At 37.3% G+C, this 5,402-nt stretch carries 5 protein-coding genes; 2 read left to right on the top strand and 3 right to left on the bottom strand.

What is annotated here, in order from left to right:
- The first annotated feature begins 244 nt into the window (after positions 1 to 244).
- The gene (locus AB1422_16300) at positions 245 to 1,270 is read left to right on the top strand and encodes a radical SAM protein (GenBank protein MEW6620869.1); all 1,026 of its coding nucleotides are present in this window, start codon (positions 245 to 247) and stop codon (positions 1,268 to 1,270) included.
- Between the two features lie 287 nt (positions 1,271 to 1,557).
- Complete coding sequence (locus AB1422_16295; GenBank protein MEW6620868.1) at positions 1,558 to 2,724, top strand: glycosyltransferase family 9 protein; 1,167 nt, start codon at positions 1,558 to 1,560, stop codon at positions 2,722 to 2,724.
- A 257-nt stretch (positions 2,725 to 2,981) separates the two neighbouring features.
- Here AB1422_16295 and AB1422_16290 read toward each other — a convergent pair whose 3' ends face one another.
- From AB1422_16290 to AB1422_16280, 3 genes are all read right to left on the bottom strand, one after another.
- Positions 2,982 to 4,025 (bottom strand): sulfite exporter TauE/SafE family protein, encoded by a 1,044-nt coding sequence (locus AB1422_16290; protein ID MEW6620867.1) that lies wholly within the window; start codon positions 4,023 to 4,025, stop codon positions 2,982 to 2,984.
- Positions 4,026 to 4,027: 2 nt separating this feature from the next.
- On the bottom strand, positions 4,028 to 4,294 hold the full coding sequence (locus AB1422_16285; protein MEW6620866.1) for a hypothetical protein: 267 nt from the start codon (positions 4,292 to 4,294) through the stop codon (positions 4,028 to 4,030).
- Positions 4,295 to 4,487: 193 nt separating this feature from the next.
- The gene (locus AB1422_16280) at positions 4,488 to 4,982 is read right to left on the bottom strand and encodes a universal stress protein (protein MEW6620865.1); all 495 of its coding nucleotides are present in this window, start codon (positions 4,980 to 4,982) and stop codon (positions 4,488 to 4,490) included.
- Between the last annotated feature and the right edge of the window lie 420 nt (positions 4,983 to 5,402).

Below are 5,402 nucleotides of genomic sequence, written 5' to 3'. Positions count from 1 at the left end.
GGAGATAAGAGTGATATGGAGATAAGATAATAGAAATAGATTGAAATTTATAGAAATAGGTAGAAATTGATTGTGGAAAACAACAAATTTCCATAAATTTCTATTAGTTTCTATTAATTTCAATTTTCTTAATAATATCTCCCCTCCACATCTCCTTTTGTTACACCACCTGAACGCTTACAATTTGTGATATATTATCTTTCAAAGACACTGACAAAATTTAAATAGGAAGGAGATTTTGACTTTGGAAAGAGACCAGAAAGTATGGGATTATATCAGAGAAATTAAGAAGATATGGTGGGACTCTCAAGGGGTTAATGAAAAAGAAGTAAGAGAGAAACTCCAGAAGGTACTTCCTTTTCCCTTTCAAATATCTATTGAGATTACCAATTTGTGTAATCTTAAGTGTCTTATGTGTTGCCGACCGCGGTTACAAAGAAAGATTGGAAATATGGAGTTTGGTTTGTATAAAAGGCTTGTAGATGAAATCTCTCACCAATATGTTTCTTCCCTTTATCTCACAGGCGATGGAGAACCTTTACTCCATCCGCAGCTAATAGAGATGATTCAGTATGCTAAGACCAGGGGAATAGAAAGGGTGTGTGTTGGGACTAACTGTATGCTTCTTGATGAAGGAATCTCCAAACAAATAATCTCTTCTGGATTGGATGTAATAGTATTCTCTGTGGATGCGGCTACCCAAAAAACATATCAGAAACTACGAGAAGGAGGAGATTTTGCTCTGGTTACTACCAATGTGAGGAGATTTCTCCAATTAAAAAAAGAGATAGGAACTCAAAGTCCTCAGGCAGTTATTTCTTTCATAAGGATGAAAGATAATGTCACCGAGATAGAGAGTTTTATTGATATGTGGAGGCATTTTTTAAATGATACTGATTACATTCAGATTAGAGATTATGATACTCTGGCTGGACAGGTAGAGGATAGAAGAGTTTCTTTTCCAGAAAATAATCGGAAGCCCTGTCAGTATTTGTGGCAGCAAATGGTGATTTATTGGAATGGGGATGTGCCTGTATGCTGTAAAGATTTTCATGGTAAGTGCTTGATGGGGAATGTAACTAAAAATACGATTGAAGAACTATGGCAGGGGACAAAATTTCACCAGTTACGCCAGATGCACCTTGAGGCAAAATATAATAATATCCCTCTTTGTAAGAATTGTGGTAGTTGGTGGATATTTTCCGCTGAGACTACAGGTGTAAGAATAATAAAGCCAGTGAAAGAAGTGGCAGAGAATCAAGAAGGATAGAAAATAAAAGTTAGAAGGAGAAACGCTCATGCCCACAGGGAGTGGGCACAAAGGGGGATGAAAATGGGTTTGATGGTTTGATGGTTCAGGTGAAATCAGGCTGAAGCCTGCGGCTACCAGCCTTCTCGAGTCCCGAACCCCGAGTCCCGAGTCCCGATTTTCAGAAGAACTCTTCAGCCTTCAACCTGATTACACGGACACGGAAAACGGACACGATTTACGAATTTTCAGTGTTTCATCCGTGTCCATCTGGGGCTGAATAGTTACCTCACAAAACTAATATAAAGATGACCATTAAAATTAAACGGTTTTTAAAAATATTAAGGTTAGAAGTAGAACTTTTTGTTATTTTGATAACTGGACTTATATATATTTTTATAGATAAGATAAAACCTCACCCTATAATTCCTGCAGATAATATCTTATTCATTCAAATCTATGGAATAGGCAATTTCGTATTATGTTCTACGATGCAATCTGCGATAAGAGAACATTTCCAGAATAAAAAAATTATTGCCGTGGTTCATCCGCAAATAAAAGAATTAGCAACTAAATGCCCTTACCTTGATGAGGTTATCGTTTATGAGGATAGAAGTTTATCAGGCAAGATTAAACTTATTAACCAATTACGCCAGACTAATTTTGCTTTAGCCATTGATTTATCAGGCACATATTGGACTGCCTGGCTTTGCCGTTTGAGTCGAGCACCAAAAAGGGTTGGATTTAATGCGGTTGGTGTCCAGCGGTTATGGTTTAATCGGGATGGTTCGGGCAGACTTTATACAAAAGGCATTCCGTTTAATCATAATATTTATATGAAGGAGTTTTACGATAACTTTTTATCCGAACTAAATATACCTTTAAAAGATAAAGACCTGAAGATTTTCCCTTCTCAAGAAGACGATAAATTTGCCACACAACTGTTAAAAGAATTTAAAGACGATACTACCATTTCCTTTATTACTATTCATATTGGTGCAAGACAAAAAGAAAGATTGTGGTCAGTGGAAAAATTTGCCGGGTTAATTAGTGAACTTTTAAAAAAAAGGACTAAAATCATTCTGACAGGTGCCTCTAATGATATTGAAAGAGGTAATAGAATATTATCTTTAGTTAATTCCAGGTCTAAAGATATTATCTCAATAATAGGAAAGACGACACTTTATCAACTAACCTCAATCATTGCCAAAAGCGATTTATTTATTGGACATGATAGTGGGCCAATGCATCTTGCTTGTGCCGTGAAAACTCCACTAATTGCTTTATTCGGTCCAGGAGTAGTAGAATTATGGCGGCCATATCTAAAAGAATCAATTGTCATTCAAAGTAATGTCCAATGTCGAGGATGCAATAAAATTGGGCATTTCTATAACTGCAAAGAAAATGTTTGTATGTCACAAATCAGCGTTGAGCAGGTACTAAACGCCGTAGAAACTATAATGAAAAAAGGGTGACCGAAAATTACAGAGAAGCAAAATTTGTAACTGTTTACCGCACAGACACAGAGACGCAGAGAAAAAAATAAAAACTATTTACCACACACTTCATTCCATCACGAATTTTCATCAGTGTAAGCTTTTGGGGACCGACATCTCATGATTGATTAACAATTTGGTTTTGATGTTCTATGCAGGACAATGATTGCCTCAATAATCTTTTCTGTTATCTGGTTTATTTCTCTGTTCCTCTGCGTCTCTGCGGTGAATGGTTACTATCGTTTTTCTGCTGTCAATCCCTGCCAGAGTGCCTTGAGAATAATAAAGGCACCTAAAAGCAAGGCTAATGCCATAATGGCAAAGCTCAAATTATTTAGCCACATCATAGTGATTTTACTCATATTCTGAATGATTCCCAGCTGGGCAAGATAAACTGGTATCATCAAACTGCGGCTAAAAAGGACAGTGACCATTATCACCCCCATCACGACTTTAATCATAAAAGGCTTAACATAGGTTGTGCCAATAGCACCCAGATGAATACCAAAAAGTGAGCCGCCAAGAATTATCATTGCCAGTCTAATATCGACCATTCCATGTAAGGCATATTTAAGACTGCCACCCAGTCCCATGACAAAGGCTATCACCAGCTCTGTGGCAGAAGCCATAAGACTCGGTGCACCAAGGATATAAATCATTGACGGAACACCAATAAAACCACCCACAGCAATAGTAGCGGCAAGCATACCGGTGGCAAAACCAAGAGGGATGGTAAAGAGCACTGACACCCGTGCCTTTAAACTCTCAAAGTAAATCATTGTTCCGGGGATATGTATGGATTGCACCCAACGGGCAAGTTTAGTTAACCTTTCTTCTTGATGGATACTATTATCTTTGTAAGTCGCTAATGCATCCAGAAGCACAAATGTGCCTACAATTCCAAGGATTACAATAAAGACTATGCTGATGTAAAGATTTGAACCTGCCTCCCCAAATGTTTTTTTAATACCTTCTTGAATATTAGCACCATAAAGCACACCTGCTTCAGCAGATATACCCATAATCAGACCAAGTTTAACATCTACCTGACCATACCTTGCTCGCTTGATAGCCCCGACAAGTGCTTTGGGAAATTTATGACACATATTACTGGCTACAGATACCAAACCCGGCACCCCCAGACTCATCATCCCAGGGGTTAGCACAAATGCCCCACCAGAGCCTATAAACCCACTTACCAGCCCCCCTACAAAACCCAGACTAAATAGATAGAAGATGTTTATTAAATCAAGATTAATAAAATTAACTACCTCATGCATAATCAATCTTCCCCCTCATCTTCACTTTTTTTCGTTTCTTTTTTAACCGCCTCTATACCTACTACTGTCCAGAAATTACCGGTAAATAAACCGTGAATAAAAGAAAAAAGAAACGCCGTGATTATCGGTAGTAAGGCATAGATTCCACCCCTTGTAAAATAATCGTTAATAATATCTTGTTTCATAAGCAAAGCAGTATAAAGTGCAATGGAAAGAATACCCATCCCTATCATCTTCCTATATGGCTTTTTCTTGACATAGTTACCCATAGTTATTTCCCTCCTTATAGCAGTTATTAGTCAAAATTTTACTCAGGGTGGATAAGTAAAAAATCCCAAATCCCAAGCACCAAATCCCAAATAAGCACCAAATTTCAAGTACTAAATACCAAACTATGGGGGTAATGTTTTGAATTTTGGTCATTCGAATTTGTTTGGAATTTGGAATTTGTGATTTGGAATTTCATAGCCATATCTGGGTCAAATTTCGATTAATAAGTGCTATAATTTCATTCGCTACTATCATTGGACATCTAATCTTGTTCCAGGACTCTGGAAGCCATTTATCCTTACTCTCAAAATCGAGATTATCTCCTATGACTACAAAAACAACATCCTGATTAAGATTCGTCCAGTCTATTACCTCCTGCTTGAAATCCCCGCTTTTTTTCACCAGGTTGTAGTTTATCCCTGCTTCTTTGAGATGGCTATAGAGGTCATTAATGCTTGAAGCGACAGTATCCCTGCTTGATACATACAGTATATCAAGGCTTGCCCCAATCCTCTGACAGGTATTCAAAGCGTATGTTAGCACCTTTTGGTCTGTCTTTCCTTCTCTGATAGCCAACAAAACCCGTCTGTCTTCTTTTAGCATCTCCTTAGCGATTTCAAATTCGCCCTCTTGCGCAAAGGTAATCGCTGACATCATCGTTTCAAATTTCCTGAAAAACCTTTTCATCTTAATCCTCTATTAAGATTATAAGCAAGATTTATGCCAAATAGGAGGTATTTCGTAAGTCATTGTAGGGCTATGAGTAATCAAAATCCTGTAAAAGGCTGAATTGTTGCACAATGCAACAGATTTTTAACCTTGCCTTTGCCAACCCTGAATCCGTAAGGGGGGTTAAGGTGATACAAATAAGGGGGGTGGATGTTTTAAATTGCAACAAATTTTGGTGGTGTCTTAATCTAGCATAAAGGTTAAAATAGTGTATAGGGTTCTGCAAAATAGGATTTGAGGGAGACAACAAATAAATATCAAATATTAAATATCAAATATAAATATCAAAATGCAAAATTACAAATCAAATTTCAAAAAGGAAATAGCAGGGTTTCTCAAAGAGTTGGAGGAATTTGGTAATATCTTTGCTTCAAGTAT

This window comes from bacterium (assembly GCA_040757115.1).
GTDB lineage: Bacteria > UBA9089 > CG2-30-40-21 > CG2-30-40-21 > SBAY01 > JBFLXS01.
The sequence above is the reverse complement of the archived record's forward strand: the minus strand, read 5'-3'. Positions and strand labels throughout refer to the sequence as shown.